Here is a 19,487-nt window from a genome sequence, read left to right as displayed (position 1 = left end):
CAACGTGCTCAGAAGATCGTATCAGGCCCTGATGGACCTCCTGGACCGGCAGCCCTCCCTCAAGTGGTACTACTACCGGCTCGCCCGGTTCTGCACCACCAACGGCATCCATCCGCCGCTGTCGAGCCGTTCCGCCCGGGTCGAGGACTCGTGGCGGCACCAGCACGCGGCGCATTCCACCCGCAATCCGCTCCATTTCGTGCAGTTCGACGACTCCATCCCGCTGCTGTTCGCGGACGTGCTGCCGTTTTTGGGCCAGGGCGCCAACATCCTGGAGATCGGCTGCAATGCCGGTCGGAACCTGGATTACCTGCGCGGTCAGGGCTTCTCTTCCTTCACCGGCATCGAGATCGGCAGCGAGGCCGAAAAGGCCATGCAGGAACACTTTCCCGCCACCTATGCCATGACCAGGTACCTGGTGGGCAACGCCTACGACGAGATCAGGAAGCTGCCTGATGCGGCTTTCGATCTCGTGTTTGCCCACTCGGTGCTGATCAACATCGCCCCGAAGTGGAACGGCCTGTTCCGGGAGATGGCCAGGGTTGCCCGGGGGTTCATCCTGACCATGGAAAGCGAGGGCGGTATCACCGCCTATCCCCGGGACCTGGAGACGATGTTCCGCCGGCAGGGATTCGTGCAGATCCTCTACAAATACTACAACCTCCGTGGCCAGCGGCGGGTGCTCCTGCCGCACTACGACCGCCGGGAGGTGTTCCGCAACAACACGATTCGTCTGTTTGTGCGGGAGACCTGACCGGCGTGGGCACCGGGGCGCCGGCATACCCGCGGCAGGACACGACGGTGGTCGTCGTCTATTCCAGGTCCCGGCTCGATGAGGTCCTCAAGGGGCGGCGGCCGGGGCCCAGTCCGTGGCGCTGTCTCCTCGGCGACGCGGCTCCCCGATCCTGGCACGCCTGGCTCAGGGATCGGGGCATCGAACCCTGGACCCCACCCCAGACCTCCCGGGCGCGTCAGGAGGAAATCCTGCGGGAAACCCTGCATCTGGTGGGCTCGCTGGCCGAGGAGAACGGCCACGACCTCCAGTGGTGGGCCACGGACCTGGCGGCCAAGAACCGGTTTCTGTCCCCGTTGCCAGGCCTCATCACCGCCCTGGTTCATTACCTGGACGCCGCCGAGGCGGCAGCCGCGGACGGCGGGCAGATTCTTCTGGTCTGTCCGCCGTGGCCGATCCTGGGGGTGGTTGCTGCCGATGCTAACAACCGCGGCTGGGGGTTCTCCCTGGCCGCCCCCTGGTGGCTGGGCCGTTGGCAGCGCTGGTCCGGTCGCTGCCGGGCCTGGTTTGAGGTCTTGCGCAGCTGGACGATCTCGGTGGTCAGGCTGGTCGAGTGTCGCTGGTACTACGGAACCATGCCGGCGGCCGTCCAGGAGAGGCCCACTTACCTCATCAAGAGCTTTGTCTACCCCTCCTCCCTGGTCCCCGGCGAGGAGCCTCGCGATCCGTTCATGGGCCGGCTGGCAACGTTTCTGGCCGGCCGTTTCGGCGGCCAGGCCCAGGTGCTGACCGTGGCGGTGACGTTGGGGGCGCGGCCGCACTGTTACCGGCGGATGCGGACCCTGCCCGACCACCGCCTGGTGCCCCTGGAGGCGGCCCTCTCCTGGTCCGATCTGCCCTGCGAACTGGCCCGGCTGGTGTGGGGCCGTTGTCGCCGGCCCTTTCGGGTCGGGAAGAAGGTATTCTTGCAGGGCCGGGACATCACCTCCCTGCTGGACGAGTGTCTGGCATCTGGCGGTTGGCGGATCGTCTTCTACAACTGGCTGCATCTGGCAGCGGCAAGGCGGCTGGCGGCGGCATACGCCCTGGTCGGTTGCGCCATGACCTCAGAGGGCAACGCCTGGGAACGGATGTTCGTCGCCGGGCTGCGCCAGGTCCGGCCCCGGTTGCCCGTCTACGGCTATCAGCATTCGGTCATCCCCCTGGCCGCGGCCGGCATGTTTCAGGACCGCCGCGAGTTGGCGACAGCCATGCCCCTGCCGGACCGGATCATGACCACCGGTACGGTGCCAGCGGCGCTGCTGGCCAAATACGGCGCCGTCTCCCCGGAGCGTATTGCCGTCGCCGGAGCGCTCCGCTACCAGTACCTGGCTGCCATGCAGCCTTCCCCTCGGCTAGCGGCCGGCCGGGGACGCTTTCGGATCCTGGCCGCCCTGGAGGGCGTCTGGGAGGTGGTGCCTCTGGTGCGGTATGTGCTCCGGCAGGCAATAGCCTGTCCCCATCTGGAGTTCCAGCTGCGGGCCCATCCGGTGTTGCCCCTGGCCAACATCCTCCGGATGCTGGATCAAGGCGGCCCCCTGCCGGCCAACGTCTCGGCATCATCAGGGAGCACGGTGCAAGAGGATGTGGAGAGTGCCGATGCTGTGCTGTACTGGGGTACCACCATCGCCCTGGAGGCCCTCATGATCGGGCGGCCGGTGGTTCATTTTGACAAGGGTGATGTGATCAGCTATGATCCGCTTTTTGCCCTTGACGCCTTCAAGTGGACGGTTTCCTCCGCATCCTCCCTCGCTGACATCGTTCGCGATATCGAAGCACTGGCACCGGCCGACTACCACCAGCGACGGCAGGCTGCCCGGGCCTACGTGGCAAGCTATCTGAGTGCGGCCGAGGACCAGCTTCTGCTGGGGTTTGTCCCCGGGCCCCTGCGGGACGCCCAGGCTGCAGCCGCCGACAGGAAGAAGGATGATTTCGTGGATCCCGGTGCCCGGTGACCAGGGGCCAGGGCGCCAACCCATCGCACCTGGAGGGGACAGATGCACAACGTCGGTCAGATCATGCACAGCGGCGGCCGCAATTCGGTGGTTCCGGACAGCTCCTGCTTCCGGGACATGCTGGAGGAGATGAACGCCAAGCGGCTGGGAGCGGTCAGTATCGTCGACGGTCAGGGCCGGCTGCTTGGGCTTATCACCGATGGCGACGTCCGGCGGCTGCTTTTGAAGACGCAGGTGCCACTGCCGGAGCTGTTCATGAAGAACGTCAAGAACATCATGACCCCGAACCCGAAAACCATCTCGGCGGATGCCTCCTTGCACGAGGCGCTGCTGCTCCTGGAGCGCCATGGCTTCTGGGTGATCCCCGTCGTCGACCGGGACCATGTCCTCGTCGGCATGCTGCACATGCACGCCTTGCTGAAGGCGATGGGTGGGTCATGAGCACGGTGGTCATCATTCCCGCCCGTTACTCCTCCAGTCGCCTGCCGGGGAAGCCCCTGGCGCCCATCGCCGGCAGGCCGCTGATCCTGCACGTCATCGAGCGGGTGGCGGGTGCCAAGGTCGACGACATCATCGTCGCCACCGACCACCAGGAGATCCGGGCGGTGGTGGCAGCGGCCGGGGGCTGCCGGGTGGTGATGACCAGGCCGGACCACCCGTGCGGCACCGACCGGATCGCCGAGGTGGCGGCGGCGGTCAACGCGGAGCACATCCTCAACGTCCAGGGAGACCAGCTCATCGCCGGGCCGGAGGTCATCAACGGCATCCTGGCCGGGGTGGGGCAGACCACCCCGCCGGTTTCGACGCTGTACACGGACGCGACCGCGGAGGACCTGCCCAACCCCAATGTGGTCAAAGTGGTGGTCAACCGTCTGGGTCACATCGTCTACATGTCCCGGCTGCCGATTCCGTACCACCGGGGCCCGTACCCGGGTGAGGTCCGCTATCGCCGGCAGGTTGGCATCTACCTGTTCGAACGGCGCACCCTGTTGGAGTTCGCCGACTTGGCGCCGACGGCCCTCGAAGCGGTGGAGGGGGTGGAACTGCTGCGCGCCCTCGATTACGGGATACCCCTGGGCGGCATCTCAACCGACAGTCCGATGGCGGATGTGGATATTCCGTCCGACCTCGCGCTCGCGGAGCGTTTCGTTCGTGAATACCCAGTGGTCAGGTGAGGATTCGGCATGATCAGGGATGTGGTGGTGGGCAGGTCGGACGTGAAGGCGGTGGTGGTCGGGGAGGGACGGCCTCTGACCCTGATTGCCGGGCCTTGTGCCATTGAATCCAGGGCACACAGTCTGGAGATGGCGGCGGCGATCGCGGAGATCACCGGACGGTTGGGTATCCAGTACGTGTTCAAGTCCTGCTACAACAAGGACTGCCGCAGCTCCATCAGGAGCTTCCACGGCGTCGGCCTGGAGGAGGGCCTGGAGATCCTGGCCGCTGTACGGACCGAGGTCAAGGTGCCGGTGACCTGCGACGTGAGCAACGTGGAATGGATGCAGGAGACGGCCGCGGTGGTGGACATGGTTCAGATCCCGGCCTACCTGAGCCGGCAGTCTCATCTGCTGATCGCCGCCGGCGAGACCGGATTGCCGGTGCATATCAAGAAGGGGCAGTTCCTCAGCCCCTGGAACCTCAAGAACGCGGTGCTCAAAGTGGAGTCCACCGGCAACCGGAGCATGATCCTCACCGACCGCGGCACCTTCTTCGGCTACAACATGCTGGTGTCGGACATGCGCTGTTTCCGGGTCATGAAGGAGACCGGCTATCCGGTCTGCTACGATGCCACCCACAGCATCCAGATGCCGGGCAGCCTCGGCACCTCCAGCGGCGGCCAGCGGGAGTACATCCCCGATCTGACCCGGGCGGCGCTGGGGGCCAGGATCAACGCCCTGTTCATGGAGGTCCATGACAACCCGGCAGCGGCCTTGTGCGACGCCACCACCCAGCTGCCCCTGCGTCACCTGGAACCCTTGCTGCAGCAGGCCAAGGCGGTCTACGACTTGGTGCAGCAGTTCCCGGAGCTGGAAATCGAGTGAAGGGGTCCATGAACAAGATCGTTGATCCGTTTCAGGCCGAGGTCTACCAGACGGCTGCCTACCGAGACATGCACTCGGTGTTGATGCCGTTCCCCATCCTCATCGACGTGGAGCCGTCCAGTGCCTGCAACCTCGATTGCCTCTTCTGCGCCCGCCAGGTGATGACCAGACCTCCGGCCATGTTGCCGCTGGCGGTGCTCAAGCAGGTGGTGGACGAGATGCGGCGGCACCGGCCCACCTCCCTGCGCTTCAGCGGCTGGGGAGAGCCGACCCTCAACCCCGAGATCGTCGAGTTCGTCCGCTACGCCCGCGCCAGCGGCATCCTGGTCCATCTCACCACCAACGCTACCCTCCTGAGCCGGGAGCTGGGCTTGGCCTTGTTGCAGGCAGGGCTGAACAAGATCAAGTTCTCCCTCCAGGGCCTCACCGCCCGGGAGTACGAACGGATGCGCCGGCCCCGCCGACACGATGACCCCCGCTGCGGCTACGCCGTGGTCGAGCGCAACATCGAGACCTTCGTCGAGAACCGGAACCTCCTGAGTGCACCTTGCCACGTCCAGGTCTCGGTGTCGATGCTCAAGAACGAGCAGCAGGAGCCGGGTCTGCAGCAAGCCTTTTTCGACCGTTGGTATCCGCTGGCGGACAGCATCTGGGGGCTGGGGAAGGTTGGCGTCTATGGCGGCAAACCCCTGCTCACCTCCTTCCAGCGGGCCAAGGAATCGGGCCGGGTCGCCGCTGTCGACCTGCGGCAGGGCCGGCCCTTGCGGCAGCTGGACGTCAACCGCGGCAAGAAGTGCTCGGAACTCTATAACAAGCTGTCGATCAGCGCCCAGGGCGTCATCAAGGCCTGTTGCGACGATTACGACGACCAACTGGCCCTGGGCAGGGTCGGCGTCGACTCCATCGAGGCGCTGTGGCAGGGCCGGGCACTCAAGGGCTTGCGGCTGGACGTGGAAAGCGGCGAGCCGGACCGGGTGCCCCGCTTCTGCCAGGGCTGCGACAACTACATGTGATCCTTGTGGCCGAGATGATGGCGAAACCTCTGACCAGGTTCTTCCGGCCACTGTTGCCGCGTCACCTAGTCTACTGCGACGTGGGAGCGCGGGGTGGCGTCGAGGCTCATCCCTGGCGGGGGCTGCAACCGCTCATTGATACCATCAGCTTCGAGCCCGACGAAGAGGAGTTCAGGGCACTGGCCAGGACACTCAGGGATGGTGACCGGCTGTTCAACTGTGCCGTCCATCGGCAACAGGGATCGATGCCCCTGTTTCTGACCAAGTCCCGAGGTTGTTCTTCTGTCTATCATCCCAATCGGGCTTTTTTGCGGGATTTTCCTGAAACGGACCGCTTCGAGGTCGAGGCCGAGGTGCAGGTCCGCACCGAGCGGCTGGACGATTTTTTGTCCCGCCAGGAGGTGGACAGGATGGACTTCGTGAAGATCGATGTCCAGGGCGCCGGCCTCGATGTTCTCCAGGGTGCGACCGAACTCCTGTCCCGCCATCTCCTGGGGGTGGAGATCGAGGTCGAGTTCCAGCCCCTCTACGTCGGACAGCCGCTGTTCGCCGCCGTCGACTCCTTTTTGGCCAAGGGTTTCGGCCTGCAGCTCTTCGATCTGCGCAAGGCGTACTGGAAACGCCGGGAAGGTGTCGGGCTGGGGCAGTGCAAAGGACAGCTAATTTTCGGTGATGCGCTGTATCTGCGGCCGCCGGAGGGGGTGGCTTCTCTGCTCGAGGGGCTCGACGAGGAAGAGGCCGAGGCGAAGGTCGCCATGGCCTGCCTCATCGGGCTGGGCTACGGCTATGTGGATTACGTCTTGGCCCTCCTCGACCAGGGGCAGGTGGCGGCCCGGCTGCCAGCCGGCCTCCGGAGGGAGCTCCGGCGAATCGCCCTCGGATACGGTACATGTCTCCGCTACCGTTCTTGGGGATCCAGGGTGGTGGCGGAGGTCGCAGCCCGGGTATACCGGATCAGTCAACCCAGCTACCACGAATGGTCGGCAAGCGGACACCATCTCGGCTCCAGGAAACAGTTCGGCATGTTCTACTGAGAGGCGCCGGGCGTACGACCTGCACCCTCGGCCTCTCCCACCGCGATTGGCTGTCAGCGATGTCCGAGAAACGGCGCCCCTACACCGGCCAGGATTTGGCCTTCATCGTCCCCACCAAGGATCGGCCGCAGAAGATGCGGAACCTTCTGGAAAGCCTAGTGGCCCAGCAGGTAGCCTGTGCCCGCATCATCGTCGTGGCCAGCGGGAAGAGCATCGAGGGTCTGGTTCTCTCCTTCACTGACCGCTTGCCGGTGGAGTACTATCACTGTGATCCTCCAGGTCAGATCCGGCAGCGGAATCTGGGTATTTCCAAGCTCGACGATCGGACCTCCCTGGTTGGCTCCCTCGACGACGACGTGGTGCTGGAAGAGGGCGCCTTGGCCGCGATGCTCGACTTTTGGAACCGCTGCGAGCCGGAGACGGCGGGCGTCTCCTTCAATGTCATCACCAACCCCCGTTACCAGTATTCGTGGACCAAGGCCCTCATCGGCATGAGCTCCCGGCGCCAGGGGGTGGTGCTCCCCTCCGGGTACAACACGGCCATCTCGCCGGTGGAGTCCGATCTCCGTTCCCAGTGGCTGTGCGGCGGGGCCACCGTCTGGCGACAGGAGATCCTCACGCGGTACACGAACCGGGAAGTCAGCTCCCGTTGGGCCATCGGCGAAGACGTCATGTTCAGCTATCCCATCGGCAAGACATATCCTCTTTATGTCTGTGCCGCGGCCAGGCTCCGGCACGAGCATGTCTACGATCACGTCTCGTCCCACAAGGAGCGTTACTACGGCCGGACGGTGACCCTCTGGCGTCTGCATTTTGCCCACGCCAACGAGGACCTTTCGACCCTGGCCTGTATCTGGATGCTGTTGGGTCAAGTGCTCTTGCGGCTGACCTACGGTCTTGCTTACCGCGAATCCGCTCACATCCATTACGCCGCCGGTCAGCTGGAGGGACTGAAAACAGGGCTTGGCGCTTTGCTAAGGAAGGTGGACCTGGTGGAGGTGGTGCGGGAGGATCTCTCCCTCTGAGTATTGCGTTGCACATCTTCTGGCCAGGGCTTACCGACGCCAATGCCTGCAACGGAAGGGGGAGGGCTCTTCATGTGTGGCATCGCCGGGGTACTCGATCCCGGGGCTGGCTTGGACGAAACGAATCTGACGGCTGGCGCCGGCCGCATGGCGGCCAGCCTGGTCCACCGTGGGCCGGACGATGGCGGCCTCTGGGTGGACGCTGCGGCTGGTCTTGCCCTGGCCCACCGGCGGCTGGCCATCGTCGATCTCAGCCCCGAGGGCCGGCAGCCCATGATTTCGGCCTGCGGCCGCTTTGTGGTGGTCTACAACGGCGAGATCTACAACCACCGGGCCATCCGGCAGGAGCTGGAGGCGGCGGCCGTGGACCGTCCCTGGCGGGGCCACTCGGACACCGAGGTGATGCTGGCCGCCGTTGCCCACTGGGGGGTGGCCGGGGCCCTGGCCCGGTTCACCGGCATGTTCGCCATGGCCCTCTGGGACCGCCAGGAGCGAGCCCTCTACCTCATCCGCGATCGCCTGGGGGAAAAACCCCTCTACCTGGGCTGGTCCGGCGGCGTCCTCCTTTTCGGCTCCGAGCTCAAGGCCCTGGCCGCCCATCCGGCCTGGCAGGGCACCATCAACCGCCAGGCCTTGGCCCTCTATCTGCGCCTGGCCTGTCTGCCCGGCCCCTGGTCCATCTACGACGGCATCGTCAAGCTGCCGCCGGGGCACTTCCTGCGGCTTGCGGTCGCTACCCTCACGCCGGGGAGGCTGCCCGAGCCGGAGCCCTATTGGCGCTTGGCAGCGGTGGCTGAGGCCGGCGTCCGGGGCCCCTTTGCCGGTGATGGGGACGAGGCGGCGGCCGAGCTGGAGCGTTTGCTCCGCCAGGCGGTGGCAGGGCAGATGCTGGCGGATGTGCCCCTGGGCGCCTTCCTGTCCGGCGGCATCGATTCCTCCACCGTGGTGGCCCTGATGCAGGCGCAAAGCAGCCGGCCGGTGCGCACCTTCACCATCGGCTTTACCGAAGACGCCTACAACGAGGCCGAGCACGCCAAGAAGGTCGCCCGGTATCTGGGCACCGATCACACCGAGCTCTGTCTGTCCGCCGCCGAGGCCCAGGCGGTGATCCCGGAGCTGCCGGCCATCTACGACGAGCCCTTTGCCGACTCCTCCCAGATCCCGACCCTCCTGGTGGCCCGCATGGCCCGCCGGCATGTCACGGTCTGCTTGTCCGGGGACGGCGGCGACGAGCTCTTTGCCGGCTACAACCGCCACGCCTGGGCACCTGCCATCTGGTCCCGGGTGGGCTGGCTGCCGGCCGCCGGCCGCCAGCTGCTGGCAGCCGGCCTGGGCGCCGTGCCGCCTGGGGCCTGGGATGCCCTCTTCCGGCTGCTGGCAGAGGTCCTGCCGCCCCGTCTCCGGCACCAGTCAGCCGGCGACAAGCTGCACAAGCTGGCGGAGCTTCTGCCTGCAGCCTCCCAGGAGGACCTCTACCGGCGTCTCGTGTCCCTGTGGAAGAGGCCGGCCGCGCTGCTGGCCGCCGGCCACGAGCCCGCTGGTGCGGTGCCGGCCGGCCTGCCCCCGGGGCTCACCGCCAGCGACTTTGTCACCCGGATGCTCTTCTGGGACACCGCGGGCTATCTGCCCGACGACATCCTGGTCAAGGTGGACCGGGCCAGCATGGCGGTGAGCCTGGAGGCGCGGGTGCCGCTCCTGGACCATCACCTGGTGGCCTTTGCCTGGCGGTTGCCCCTGGCGATGAAGATCCGGAATGGCCGCAGCAAGTGGCTGTTGCGGCAGGTCCTGCACCGTTACGTCCCACCGGAGCTGACCGAGCGGGCCAAGATGGGCTTTGGCATCCCGCTGGACTCCTGGCTGCGGGGACCCCTCCGGGCCTGGGCCGAGGATCTCCTCGACCCGGCGCGGCTCCGACGGCAGGGCTACCTGCGACCGGAGCCCATCCAGCGGATTTGGCACCAGCACCTGGCCGGCAGTCACAACTGGCAGCACCGGTTGTGGGTGGTGCTCATGTTCCAGGCCTGGCTGGAACAGCACCATGGGGGATGAGCGGCCGTGGCCAAGCTCCTCTTCTTCATCACCGAGGACTGGTACTTCTGGTCGCACCGGCTGCCCATCGCCCGGGCGGCCCGGGAGCAAGGCTTTGCCGTCCATCTGGCCACCCGGGTCCAGGACCATGGCCAGCGGATCGTGAACGAGGGCATCCACCTCCACCCCCTCGCCCTCAGGCGGCGCTCGGCCCGACTGGGCCAGGAGCTGGCCACCCTGCGGCAGCTGCTGACCCTTTACCGCCGGGAGCGGCCGGACATCGTCCACCATGTGGCCCTGAAGCCCATCCTCTACGGCTCCCTGGCCGCCCGTTTGGCCGGGGTGCCAGGGGTGGTCAACGCCCTGGCCGGCCTCGGCCACCTCTTCATCGCCGGCACCCCTCGGGCTCGCCTGGGCCGGCGCCTGGTCTCCCTGTTCTTCCGCCTGGCTTTCGCGCCCCCGGGCTGCCGGGTGCTGTTCCAGAACGACGAGGACCGGCAGCTCCTGGTGGCCATGGGGGTGGTGGCGGCCGGAAAGACGGTGCTCATCCGGGGCTCCGGGGTGGATACCCGCCGCTTCCGGCCGGCAGTGGGGCCAGCGCCAGGGATCCCCCGGGTGATCCTCGCCTCGCGGATGCTGTGGGACAAGGGGATCGGTGAGCTGGTGGATGCGGCCCGTATCCTGAAGGCCCGGGGCGTGGCCGGCGAGATCCTGGTGGCCGGCCGTCTGGACGAGGAGAACCCGGCCGCCATTCCCGAGCGCACCCTCAGGTCCTGGCACGAGGAGGGCATCATCACCTGGCTGGGCTTCCGGCAGGACATCCCGGAGCTTCTGGCCTCCTGCCAGGTGGCGGTGCTGCCTTCCTACCGTGAGGGTCTGCCCAAGGGCCTCCTGGAGGCGGCGGCCTGCGGCCTGCCTCTGGTGGCCACCGATGTGCCTGGCTGCCGGGAGGTGGTGCGGGAGGGGGAGAACGGTTTCCTGGTGCCGGCCCGGGAAAGCCTGCCTCTGGCCGAGCGGCTGGAGCGGCTGTTGACGGACGAGCCCTTGCGGCAGCGGCAGGGGCAGGCCAGCCGGCGGTTGGCCGAGCAGGAATTCGCGGTCGGCCGGGTGGTGGGCGAGACCCTTGCTCTCTACCGCCGGATGCTGGCCAGCCAGGCAGGGGGGCAGGGCAGGCCTACCCCCGGCCCAGGGCAAACCGGGGGGCGCTGACCCGGGTGCCGTGGCACTGGGGACAGCGTCCCGGTCTGGTGAGCCGCTCGCGGCCAGCGAATACAAAGCCGCAGGAGCGGCAGGCCGGCGGGGTCACCGCAAGGCTGCTGCCGGCCGCCGCCAGGCTGCGGGCCACGTGCTCCAGGTGGCCCGCCACCTGTCCCTCGCCGATGCCCAGGGTCTGGGAGATCTCCCGGGCGCTGACCGGTCCTGCTGCCAGCAGGGCCAGGAGCTCCTGGCGGATCGTCTCCTCCCGGGCCTCCGGCGTCGCCGGTGGCCGGCCCGCTCCCCTTCTCGATGTTGGCACCATCTTTGCTATATCTCCTGGGCAAGGGGACGGATCAGCGAGCCGGGCCCCGCCCCCTGGCGCTGCAAGCGCCTTCTGGCCTGCCTACTGGCCTAAAAAAATTTTCTATCGCGAAAAAGGGCATCATCGTTCCAGCCGTCCGCAGGTCTGGCTGGCCTTGATCCTTACCGGTGCTGGCTGAAGGAGGTGTCCCATGGTCCGCAACATTCTTGCTTCGATCCTCGTGCTCTTCTGGCTGCACACCGTGCTGGGCCTTGACGATGAGGACGTCTACCGCCAGCTGGTGCTCATCATCTCCTCGGACGGGCCGACCCTGTTCGTCCTGACCCTGGGGGCCAGCCTCACCCTCCTCGCCGGCTCCTACTGGCTCCATACCGGGCCAGCCTCCCTCGCCATCCACCTTCTGGCCCGGGGGGCCTTTCTCATCGGCCGCTTTGCGGTCACCTTCGGCTCCCTGGCCTGGATGGCCGCCGGCCTGGTGCTGCAGCAGAGCTTCCCGGCCGATTTCGGCATCTTCACCGTCCTGTCACCGATTGTCCTCTTCGGCGCCTCCGCCGTGGCGGTGCTCCAGCACGACTTCAATTTCCCCATCCGGGAGACCCTGGTGGAAGGGATCACCTGGCCCACCCTCACCGCCGGCACCCTGGTGGCCTGTCGCTTCCTCATCTGAGGCGTCCTGCCAAGACGGTTGGTGACCCGGCCGGGGGGCCTCCCCGGCCGGTTTTTTTTCGGCCCGCACCGTCTTCATCCCGCTGTCTGACCGAGCCGGCTTAAGGCCTCCTCCTGGGCCTCGATGCTGGCCGCCAGCTCCAGCTGCGCCCGGGCGCGCCGCAGGTTGGCGCCTGCGTGACACACCCGGAAGTAGCAATCCCCGGCCAGATGATCGGCAAAAAAGCGCATTCCCAGCTCCAAGGCCATGAGCCCCACCGCCGAGCCCAGGAGCTGCCGCTCCTGGTCGGCCCACAGCCCGCTCGCCTCGGCAAAGTAGCCCTCAAGGATCGGCGCGGCGATCCCGAGATCGAAAGAGACCTCGCCCGCCGCCGCCCCCTCGCCGGCCTGGTTGCAGGCCGAGCGCAGGCAGTCGGCGACATCGTGGATGAGCAGGCCCGGTCCCACGGTGTCGAGATCGATGAGCGCCAGGGCCCGGCCTTGACGGTCGAAGAGGATGTTGGCCAGCTTCGGGTCGCCGTGGCGCAGCCGCACCGGCATATCCCCCCGGCGCCGGGCCTCCTCCAGCCGGCCCACCCGGTGGCGCCGCCGGGCGATGAAGGCCTGGCACCAGGCCTCCTCGGCGGACAGGGGGGCGGGGTGCGCTGCCAGCACGGCCTCGCAGTCCGCCAGGTAGCGGGGCGTGTCGTGGAAGCCAGGCAGGGGATCGGCAAGAAGACGAGGGTCGAGATCGGCCAGCCAGACATGGAAGCGGCCCAGGCAGGCCCCCACCTCCCGGGCCTCCTGGGACGAGGTCAACCGCTCCCGGTGCCCGGCGTCCGGGATCTGCACCAGGGCCCGCCACAGGGCACCGTCTGCGGTGCACAGATAGTCGGCGCCACCGGCGGCCGGGATCAGAGCCGGCACCTGCCAGCGCTGGGCCGGAGGCAGCCCCTTGGCGGCCAGGTGGTCGGCCAGCAGCCGCAGGTTGGCCATGATCCGGACCGGCTCCGGGAACACCCCGGGGTTGATCCGCTGCAGCACCAGGCCCCAGGGCGGGGCGGCCAGCTCCACCAGAAAGCTCCGGTTGATGTGGCCGCCGGCCAGCGGGCGGCAGGCGATGGCCGGGGCGGGCAGAGCGAGCCCGGCCAGGACAGCGGCCACCTCCGGCGGGATGGGCATGCTGGCGGATCTCAAAAGAGGCGCAACTGCCGGCCGGCCGGCCGGCGGGGCGAGGGGGCGGCGACCCGGGTCAGCAGCTGGCTGGGGATCTCGGCCAGGAAGCGGGAGGGGGCCTGGGCGTAGGTCTGCCCGAAGAGGGTGCGGCTGGCCGCGTGGGTCAGCGCCAGGGCGGAGCGGGCCCGGGTGAGGCCGACGTAGAAGAGGCGCCGCTCTTCTTCCAGATCGGTGGTCAGGCCTGGCAGGCGGCAGGGCAGGAGGTTGTCCTCGAGGCCGGCCAGAAAGACCGTTTCGAACTCCAGGCCCTTGGCAGCATGAAGGCTCATGACCGCCACCGTCTGGGCCTTGGGGTCGTAGACCGTGGCCTGGCGGTTTTCGGCCAGATGCCGGGCCAGGGCGGCCAGGTCGCCGCCAAAGGCGGCAGCCAGATCGACCAGACGCTTGCCCGGCCCGCTGGCAGGATCCAGGCCAAGAGCCGTCAGGACCGGGGCCAGGGCCGGGGCGAGACCGGCTGGCGCCGCAGCGGCGAAGACCTCGATGGTTGCGGTCAGCTGGGCCAGGGCGCGGCCCTGGGCCGCAGTGAGCCCGGGCAATCCGGCCATGGCCGCCAGGCTTGGCCGTTTGGCCTCCGGCAGCCGGGCCAGGGTCTCTGCCGCCGATCGGCCCAGACCCGGCCAGGCGGCCGCGAGCAGCAGGGCCTCGGCGGCACCGCCGGCAGCGGCCTGCACCAGAGCGGCGGCCGGGGCCAGGCCATCCTGGAGAAAGAAGGGCGGCGCTCCCACCAGCTGGAAGGGGATGCCAGCCTGGTGCAAGGCCTCGGCGACGGTGAGTGCTGCCGCCTGCAGGCGATAGAGGATGGCGATGTCGCCCAGGCCATGCTCCCGGTCGCCGGCCGACCCCTGCCGGCGCTCCAGGCTGCGGTGGCTGGTGCCGCCCAGCAGCGCCTCCACCCGCTGCGCCACCCAGGCCGCCTCGGCCGTCGGCTGGGGAAAGGCGGCCAGCTCGATGCCGCCGCCCAGGTCCCGGCGCCGGGCCTGCAGGCGCACCTGCCCCCCCCCGGGATTGTGGCGGATCACCGCTCCGGCGGCGGTCAGGATGGTGGTGGTGGAGCGGTAGTTGGTGGCCAGGGGCAGGACCTGGGCGCCCTGCTCGTCCCGGAACCGGAAAAGGAATTCCGGCCGGGCGCCCCGGAAGCCGTAGATGGCCTGATCCGGATCGCCGATAGCGAACACCGAGGCCTGGGCCGCCACCAGCTCCACCAGGGCGTACTGGCTTTCGCTCAGGTCCTGGATCTCGTCCACCAGGAGATGCCGGACCGGCGCCACTACCCGCTGGCGGAAGGCAGGGTCCTTGCGGCAGCGCTCCAGCCAGGCGGGGATGACCGCCTCCAGATCCAGGGCCTGCCGCTGGTCCAGGAGCGCCAGGTAGCGGGCCACCTCAGGAGGTGGCTCGGGCTCGCCGGTGGCCAGGGCCTGGCTGTGGGCGGCGACCGCCTCGGCCAAGAGACTACGCTTCGCGCCGGACAGCTCCGGAAAAAGCGCGGCCAGAAGAAGCTGGCGCTCCTCGTCCCCCACCACGGTGAGCCCCGGGGTCTCCGCCCGCAGTCCTTTGAGGCAGAAGGCATGGAAGGTGCCAACGAAGACCTGGGCCGCGTCCGCCGACCCTTTGGCCAGCCGGGTGCGGATCTCGTCCGCGGCCCGGTTGGTGAAGGTAATGGCCGCAAGGCTCGCCGGGTCCAGGCCTTGGGCCAGCAAGTGCTGCAGGCGGCTGACCAGGGTGTAGGTCTTGCCGGTGCCCGGGCCGGCGATCACCACCAGCAGGCGGGCCTCGCTGCGGATCGCCTGCTCCTGCTCCGGGTTGGGGCCGGAGGTGGGCAGGGCCGGCGACGGCGGATCTTCGCCAACCGTTGACCGGGCCAGGGGCTGGCGGCTGACCGGGGCGCCGGCACTGGCGGCTTTCCGGGGAGCTGACCGGAAGAGCGCCTTCTGGCCGGCGATCTCGTGGCGCTCGCCCGGGGCGAAGAGCCGGATGACCCCGTAGGTGCCGTCATAGCCGGCCTGGCGATGCACCTGGCCGGCCCGCAGCCGGCGGATCGCCTCGGCCAGGGGCGGCGAGACCGCCTCCAGGTCCGACAGCGGGACTTCCCGCAGCAGCCGGAATTCGGAGCCGAAGCGGTTGATGAGCGAGCCGTACCAGGAAAGCACCGCCTTGCTGGCGGCGCCCTTGTCGAGCAGCTCGGCCAGGATCTCCGGCAGAGGCACCAGGCTCTCCCAGCCCGGTCCGGCGGCGGCCGGCGGGGCTTGGCGGTCCGCCAGCTCCCGCACCCGGTGCAAAACGCCCACGGTCAGGGGCCGGCCGCACACCGGGCAGCGGCCCTTGGAGCGCCGGGTTTCTTCGGGCCCGGTCACCACCCCGCAGGCCCGGTGGCCGTCCAGGTGGTATTTGCCCTCCTCGGGGAAGAATTCCACCGTGCCGGCAAAGCCCAGGGCCGGCTGTCGCAGGGCCTCCCGCATGGCGAAATAGTCCAGGGCGGTCCGGAAGCGGTTGGCCTCCCGGCCCAGCTTGGCCGGGGAATGGGCATCCGAGTTGGAGATGAGGGTGAAGCGGTCCAGGCTCGACACCAGCCGGTTCATCTCCGGATCCGACGACAGCCCGGTCTCCAGGGCGAAGACCTGGGGGCTCAGATCGCCGAAGCACTCCTCGATGCCATCGAACCCGGACTTGGAGCCCAGGATCGAGAACCAGGGCGTCCAGATGTGGGCCGGCACGAGGAACCCGGCCGGCGCGCATTCCAGCAGGATCTCCAGGAGATGCCGGCTGTCCAGCCCCAGGATCGGCCGGCCGTCCGCCTCGATGTTGCCCACTGCCGCCAGCCGGGCGTTGACAGCCGCCGCCGCCGCCAGATCCGGCACGAAGAGCAGGTTGTGCACCTTGCGCACCCGGCCGTCCCGCTTGTAGATGCTGGAGATCTCGGCGGAGAGCAGGAAGCGCACGGCGGTGGGCGCAGGACTGACCCCGACCAGGGCCGGTGGCACCTTGCCCTCGTCCCGCAGCCGGAAGAGCCCCGGCTCGGCCGGCACCAGCTCTTCTTGCAGATGCCGGAACCAGGCCGGATGGGTGAAGTCACCGGTGCCCAGCACGGTGATCCCTTTGACCCGGGCCCAGGCAAAAAGAGCCGCCAGGTCCCCGGTGGGACTGGTGCCCCGGGAATAGGGCGAGTGGATGTGCAGGTCAGCGAGAAAGTCCATGGGCGGGGTGATCACCTTGGTCATCGGTGTCTCCGGCCTTCGTGAGTACCTAGTTGAGTACGTAGTTTATGAGTTGGTACCTAGTTTCCCGTCTTCTGCCACTGCGCGTTTCGGCCAATGCCCAGCGCCTGGACCTTGTGCTCCTTCTGCAGGCGGGCGAGAAGCTTACGGATCAGGTCCAGGCCAACACCGGGGCATTCGGTCCGCAGGTCCGCCACGCGAAAGGCCCCGATCTGGCGGTCGATTGCCGCCAACACGGCGGCGGTCTTTTCCCCTCGCGGCGATCTGAGATGGCCGACGCGTCGATCAAGCTCGCCGCAGGCCTGCTTGAGGATGAAGAGCAGGAAGTTGATCGCGGGCCAGGGGTCGTGCCTGCCCTCGTGCCAGCCCTGGGAGGTCTGCTCGAGGACCTCGTAATAGCGCTCCTTGTTCTGCTCGACGAGGCGTTCCAGGCTGATGAAGCGCCCGGCTTCGAGGCCACATTGGTACGTGGTCAGCAGGTACAGCAGCCGTGAAACGCGGCCGTTGCCGTCTCGAAAGGGATGGATGCAGAGGAAGTCGAGGTTCAAGGCGGCGGCAAGCACCAGCGGGTGGACTCGTCGCTCCTGCACGCCGAGCTCCCAACGCTTCACCATCTCGGCCATCGCCGCCGGTGTTTGCGCCGGGAAAACCGTCTTGAAGCGAACGCGGCTTCGGCCGTCCGCGCAGGTCTGGATGATGTCGATGTCCTTTTCCTTGTAGGCCCCAGCGTCCCAGACATCTCCGCGCGAGAGCTTATGAAGCCGCTTGATGGTGGCTTCAGACACGGGAAGGCTGGCGCCGTTTTCGTGAACGAGCTTCAGCGCGTCGCGGTAGCCCCGCACTTCCTCCTCGTCCCGGTCGCGGAGCGGGGCCTGCCCGAAAACCACTGTGCCAACGCGGGACTCATCCACCTCGACGCCTTCGATGCGGTTGGACGAGACCGCGCTCTCGACCAGGGCGTGCTCGCGCAGGGCCTTGAGCCTCTGCGGCGCCTGGCGGGTGAACAGCTCCTGCCTGCCCCGCGCCTCGGAGAGGTCGGCCAGGTACCAGCTCGTGCTCATGGGAAGGGTCGCAGGCTCAGCGGCCAGTTGCCGAAGGGTCATCACGGCGTCATCTCACTTCCGCTCCAGAGGGAGCTGGCCCGAGAGCGGACGCGGGCAGCAGCAGGTCGCGCGTGCGGCGGAGGTTTTGGGTTCTCCTGGCGAAGGTTGATGATTTCAGCCACCGCGCGGGGTTGAGCTTGCCCAGCGCGGCGCGCGGGCGATTGACCAGCACCACCTCGCCCCTGGCCTCGCGGCCCAGCGTGCCGCCGGGGCCCAAGGTCTCCTCCATTGCCGAGAGATGCACCTGCCGTCCGACGAAGGCGAAGCCGGTGCCGAGCTCAAGCAGGAAACGGGTGATGTGCTGGACGATGGCCTCCTCCAGGGAGCGCTCCTGCGCCTCCGCGCCCAGGCCCAGAAAATCGAGCCGGTAGGGATCCTTCAGCGACTCGTGCGCCAGATCCGACAAGGGTGCGGGCAGACGCTCGGCAAAGTTGGTGACGGCCTGCCCGCTGCGCTTACGCAAACGGGTCTCGATCTGGATGGCCAGCACGCCGCGTGACCAGTTGTGCTCAATGGCTTTGGCCAGATACCACTCGCGCTCGTCCGGTGTCTTGAGCTTGTCGAGCAGTGTACAGAGGTGAAACCAGGGCAATCGTGCAGCAACTTGCTGCACAAATCCGCCGTCCGGCCACGCCTCGGCAAAGGCCCGCATGTACTTGAGGTTGCGCGGCGAAAATCCTTTCATGTCCGGGAAGGCGTTGCGCAGGTCCTGAGCCAACCGTTCGATCACCTTGGTGCCCCAGCCTTCCCGGTCCTGCCGCCGGACCCGCCTGCCCTGCCGCCCTGACGGTGCACCGGGGTCAGTGGCCGCAGGTCAGGGCGACGAAAGGCTGGCGCGGGGCTGGTGGCAGCCGGTAGCGGCCGGAGGGGCCGATCCGGGCCAGCGCGGGCTCCGGGGCGGTCCTGGTCTGATAGAGGGCCACCCAGCCGGATACCGGGCGGCTGTCCAGCCAGACGCCACCGGTCACCGGCGCAGCGCCGGTTGCCGGCTTCTGGCCCCGATTGCCGTAGGTGGCGCAGACAAAGGGCTCGTCGAAGGCCTCCAGCCGGAAGCTGCCGTCTGCGCCGAGCGGCACCCGCATCGGTGTCGCTCCCTGGCTTGCCTGAAAGCAGGCGATCTCGCCGGTCACCGGCGTGCCGCCCTGGAGCACGATGCCCAAGAGAGTCGCCGGGAAGCCGGCCTGGCGCTCGTAGGCCCCCATGTCCACCACCTCGTGCACCACCCGCGGCTGGCCGCCGGCGTCGGTGGTGGCAAGACCCGTCGCCTCGTTGAAGCCGGCATCGATGCAGGGGGAGCGCGGCGCAAGGTGGAAGTCCGCCGCGTCCGCGGCCACGAAGAGCGGGTCACTGGCCAGCGAGCTGGGATCCTTGCCGGTTTCGGCCTGATAGGCGGAGAATTCGTCGAGCCGAAAGGACCGGCCCAGCCAGTCGGCCAGGAGACCGTCCGTGTCTCCCTGGTGGTAGCTGTTGTGGTCGAGGACTAAGCTGTCCAGCCCGGTCCAGGGGTCGGTGAGAAAGATGGCCGCGCTCGTGGCCCGGAAGAAGATGTTGTTCCGGATGGAGAGGTTGGTCGTCTGGGCGGTGTTGCTGAACAGGCAGATGTGGCGGCCGGAAGGGTCGAAGCGTTGCTCATGGCCCCAACCAAAGCCGGAAAAGGCGCAGGTGTTGCTCACGAAATGGATGTTGTCGCTGACCGCCGAGGCGGGGTGATTCCAGAATTCGAAGCAGTATTCGCTTCTCCAGACCACGTTGTTGCGGAAGATCTGGTTGACCTTGGTGCTTTCCCCGATCCCCTGGGTGGTGAGGGCGGCGTCGTAGATCTCCCAGAGCCGGCAGCCTTCGACCAGGGTGTCGTGGGCGTTGTTCCAGAACTCGACCCCGTTGCCGTAGCGCAGCTCGCCGT

16 protein-coding genes and 1 pseudogene are annotated in these 19,487 nt (G+C 68.0%); 11 read left to right on the top strand and 6 right to left on the bottom strand.

Translation table 11 applies throughout. The features are described from left to right. Positions 1-4 precede the first annotated feature (4 nt). From AB1634_07090 to AB1634_07045, 10 genes are all read left to right on the top strand, one after another. Positions 5-754 carry a class I SAM-dependent methyltransferase gene (locus AB1634_07090; protein MEW6219290.1) on the top strand — a complete coding sequence of 250 codons (750 nt, stop codon included), beginning with the start codon at positions 5-7 and terminating at the stop codon, positions 752-754. A gap of 47 nt (positions 755-801) precedes the next feature. Further along, the gene (locus AB1634_07085; GenBank protein ID MEW6219289.1) at positions 802-2,727 is read left to right on the top strand and encodes a hypothetical protein; all 1,926 of its coding nucleotides are present in this window, start codon (positions 802-804) and stop codon (positions 2,725-2,727) included. 42 nt (positions 2,728-2,769) lie between these two features. Continuing rightward, positions 2,770-3,168 carry a CBS domain-containing protein gene (locus AB1634_07080; GenBank protein ID MEW6219288.1) on the top strand — a complete coding sequence of 133 codons (399 nt, stop codon included), beginning with the start codon at positions 2,770-2,772 and terminating at the stop codon, positions 3,166-3,168. Then, positions 3,165-3,902: a 3-deoxy-manno-octulosonate cytidylyltransferase gene (gene kdsB, locus AB1634_07075; protein ID MEW6219287.1), complete on the top strand. Its 738-nt coding sequence runs from the start codon at positions 3,165-3,167 to the stop codon at positions 3,900-3,902. The genes AB1634_07080 and kdsB overlap by 4 nt, the downstream gene beginning before the upstream one ends. Positions 3,903-3,911: 9 nt before the next feature. Further along, a complete protein-coding gene (kdsA, locus tag AB1634_07070) occupies positions 3,912-4,769 on the top strand; it encodes a 3-deoxy-8-phosphooctulonate synthase (GenBank protein MEW6219286.1) in 858 nt (285 codons plus the stop codon). Positions 4,770-4,777: 8 nt separating this feature from the next. Beyond that, a complete protein-coding gene (locus AB1634_07065; GenBank protein ID MEW6219285.1) occupies positions 4,778-5,782 on the top strand; it encodes a radical SAM protein in 1,005 nt (334 codons plus the stop codon). Between the two features lie 14 nt (positions 5,783-5,796). After that, positions 5,797-6,816, top strand: coding sequence for an FkbM family methyltransferase (locus tag AB1634_07060; GenBank protein MEW6219284.1), 1,020 nt, complete (start codon positions 5,797-5,799; stop codon positions 6,814-6,816). A gap of 59 nt (positions 6,817-6,875) precedes the next feature. After that, on the top strand, positions 6,876-7,841 hold the full coding sequence (locus AB1634_07055; protein ID MEW6219283.1) for a glycosyltransferase: 966 nt from the start codon (positions 6,876-6,878) through the stop codon (positions 7,839-7,841). Between the two features lie 72 nt (positions 7,842-7,913). Further along, on the top strand, positions 7,914-9,890 hold the full coding sequence (gene asnB / locus AB1634_07050; protein MEW6219282.1) for an asparagine synthase (glutamine-hydrolyzing): 1,977 nt from the start codon (positions 7,914-7,916) through the stop codon (positions 9,888-9,890). A gap of 6 nt (positions 9,891-9,896) precedes the next feature. Then, entirely contained in the window at positions 9,897-11,078 is a 1,182-nt protein-coding gene (locus AB1634_07045) for a glycosyltransferase family 4 protein (protein MEW6219281.1), read from the top strand. On the opposite strand, the gene AB1634_07040 is transcribed toward AB1634_07045, so the two are convergent. After that, positions 11,044-11,388, bottom strand: a complete 345-nt coding sequence (locus tag AB1634_07040; protein ID MEW6219280.1) for a transcriptional regulator — start codon at positions 11,386-11,388, stop codon at positions 11,044-11,046. The genes AB1634_07045 and AB1634_07040 overlap by 35 nt on opposite strands. Positions 11,389-11,578: 190 nt before the next feature. Between AB1634_07040 and AB1634_07035 the strand changes: the two genes are divergently transcribed. Beyond that, entirely contained in the window at positions 11,579-12,055 is a 477-nt protein-coding gene (locus AB1634_07035; GenBank protein MEW6219279.1) for a hypothetical protein, read from the top strand. Between the two features lie 74 nt (positions 12,056-12,129). Here the strand turns inward: AB1634_07035 and AB1634_07030 are convergent, their stop codons facing one another. The 5 genes and pseudogenes from AB1634_07030 to AB1634_07010 form a co-directional block, all read right to left on the bottom strand. Continuing rightward, positions 12,130-13,215, bottom strand: a complete 1,086-nt coding sequence (locus tag AB1634_07030; protein ID MEW6219278.1) for an aminoglycoside phosphotransferase family protein — start codon at positions 13,213-13,215, stop codon at positions 12,130-12,132. An 11-nt stretch (positions 13,216-13,226) separates the two neighbouring features. After that, on the bottom strand, positions 13,227-16,484 hold the full coding sequence (locus AB1634_07025) for a UvrD-helicase domain-containing protein (protein MEW6219277.1): 3,258 nt from the start codon (positions 16,482-16,484) through the stop codon (positions 13,227-13,229). A 56-nt stretch (positions 16,485-16,540) separates the two neighbouring features. Then, positions 16,541-17,584, bottom strand: a complete 1,044-nt coding sequence (locus tag AB1634_07020) for a Fic family protein (GenBank protein MEW6219276.1) — start codon at positions 17,582-17,584, stop codon at positions 16,541-16,543. Between the two features lie 7 nt (positions 17,585-17,591). Continuing rightward, positions 17,592-18,365: pseudogene (locus tag AB1634_07015) on the bottom strand (PDDEXK nuclease domain-containing protein). 19 nt (positions 18,366-18,384) lie between these two features. Further along, a partial coding sequence (locus AB1634_07010; protein MEW6219275.1) for a choice-of-anchor Q domain-containing protein occupies positions 18,385-19,487 on the bottom strand: 1,103 nt, incomplete at its 5' end.

The organism is Thermodesulfobacteriota bacterium, from assembly GCA_040755095.1.
GTDB lineage: Bacteria > Desulfobacterota > Desulfobulbia > Desulfobulbales > JBFMBH01 > JBFMBH01.
This window is presented reverse-complemented; position numbering and strand designations above follow the sequence as displayed.

Bases quoted from the DNA above. Each gene is read 5' to 3' on its own strand.
- AB1634_07065 (MEW6219285.1), top strand. From the start codon at position 4,778: ATGAACAAGATCGTTGATCCGTTTCAGGCCGAGGTCTACCAGACGGCT.
- kdsB (MEW6219287.1), top strand. From the start codon at position 3,165: ATGAGCACGGTGGTCATCATTCCCGCCCGTTACTCCTCCAGTCGCCTG.
- AB1634_07020 (MEW6219276.1), bottom strand. From the start codon at position 17,584: ATGACCCTTCGGCAACTGGCCGCTGAGCCTGCGACCCTTCCCATGAGC.
- asnB (MEW6219282.1), top strand. From the start codon at position 7,914: ATGTGTGGCATCGCCGGGGTACTCGATCCCGGGGCTGGCTTGGACGAA.
- AB1634_07030 (MEW6219278.1), bottom strand. From the start codon at position 13,215: ATGCCCATCCCGCCGGAGGTGGCCGCTGTCCTGGCCGGGCTCGCTCTG.
- AB1634_07055 (MEW6219283.1), top strand. From the start codon at position 6,876: ATGTCCGAGAAACGGCGCCCCTACACCGGCCAGGATTTGGCCTTCATC.
- AB1634_07040 (MEW6219280.1), bottom strand. From the start codon at position 11,388: ATGGTGCCAACATCGAGAAGGGGAGCGGGCCGGCCACCGGCGACGCCG.
- kdsA (MEW6219286.1), top strand. From the start codon at position 3,912: ATGATCAGGGATGTGGTGGTGGGCAGGTCGGACGTGAAGGCGGTGGTG.
- AB1634_07080 (MEW6219288.1), top strand. From the start codon at position 2,770: ATGCACAACGTCGGTCAGATCATGCACAGCGGCGGCCGCAATTCGGTG.
- AB1634_07035 (MEW6219279.1), top strand. From the start codon at position 11,579: ATGGTCCGCAACATTCTTGCTTCGATCCTCGTGCTCTTCTGGCTGCAC.
- AB1634_07060 (MEW6219284.1), top strand. From the start codon at position 5,797: ATGATGGCGAAACCTCTGACCAGGTTCTTCCGGCCACTGTTGCCGCGT.
- AB1634_07025 (MEW6219277.1), bottom strand. From the start codon at position 16,484: ATGACCAAGGTGATCACCCCGCCCATGGACTTTCTCGCTGACCTGCAC.